The organism is Levilactobacillus humaensis, assembly GCF_024345185.1.
Taxonomy (GTDB): Bacteria; Bacillota; Bacilli; order Lactobacillales; family Lactobacillaceae; genus Levilactobacillus; species Levilactobacillus humaensis.
The window spans coordinates 1-1,262 of record NZ_BROB01000063.1 but is presented as its reverse complement, the minus strand read 5'-3'; the positions used below and the strand labels follow the sequence as shown (position 1 = coordinate 1,262).

Annotated in this window: 1 protein-coding gene; it reads right to left on the bottom strand. The window is 40.6% G+C overall.

What is annotated here, in order from left to right:
• Nucleotides 1-11: 11 nt before the first annotated feature.
• Entirely contained in the window at nucleotides 12-815 is an 804-nt protein-coding gene (locus OCU14_RS11215; protein WP_261811094.1) for a BspA family leucine-rich repeat surface protein, read from the bottom strand.
• Nucleotides 816-1,262: the final 447 nt, after the last annotated feature.

Here is a 1,262-nt window from a genome sequence, read left to right as displayed (position 1 = left end):
GGCGTACACCATTAGAGGTCTTCTGGGAACAGATGAGGTTCTAATAAGTGTTCGGATAATTCTTGCAATCTCCCATTATTAAACATATTATAGAACCCGCTTGAACCATCTATGACTTCCCCAAATTGATTAGTTGATTCAGCCTTGGTTACGTTACTAACATTAAATTTCGACAAATCCAAAGAAGACGGGTTGTCCGCGTCACCATAATTATCAAACATGCTACTCATATCAGTCACGTTGCTTGTATCCAGGTTCTCGTAGCCTGTAACAAGAGGGGTACTGCTAAACATGCCATGCATATCCGTTGCCTCACTAGTATCAAACTTAGATACATCAACAGTGTCCTGCCCGCTAGCCAAAAACATAAAGGCAAAGTTGGTCGAATTGCTAGTATCCAAATTTTGCCAATTTTTAATCTGTGGTATATCGCCTAAAAAATTAGCAAACATAAATGACGCATTTTTAGGTGTTGTGACTTTACCATCAAATGAGATTGTATTAAATTCATGGTTATTTGCACCTTCTCGAACCTGAATATAGTAAAAAGGTATCTCATAATTACCATATGGTTTTGTAGCTTCTGGTAACTCGCCACTTTCAACATGCAAAACCCCATCTGCCGTCAACGTCCACGGGCAGGTCCCCAATACGGAGTCTTCTGCTGTTTGCGAATCGACAACCGTTGTTGCATCCGATGCATGGGCAACGACCTCTGTTCCAATCGTAGGAAGCGTGGGCATCGTTCCTAACACCTGAACACCAAAAAAGGCTACCCCCGCTGCTACTGCAACGCCAACTACACTTCGCTTCATGAACGACATCCTCCCTAGTATTAGCTGAGTCCATTTGCGTTTTTCAACTAATTGTATACAAATAATCGCTCAACTTGTTGTTATCTGAAACCGTTTCCTTTAACACCCATAGTGTAACATATTCTACACCTGAGAAAGAAGGAGCCTTGAACTAAGGGAGATGGAAAAATAGCATAGGCCCCCAACTGTCATGCTAGCTGGGGGCCTCCCTCTTTATATTAAATTCTAAAATAGCCGTGTCATTTACGATACGGTACCCCAACATTTACCATGTTATGATACTCAATCACTATCTGCGTGAAAAAATGCATAAACTCCGTCGCAATATTTTTCCTTGCAAGAAAAATATTCGATTCTAGGTGATTAACATTGCTCCTATGTCAATAAATGGCACATCTTTTTCTAAACACTCGTTCTAATTCTGTCGGAATTAAACCAACTGATGTA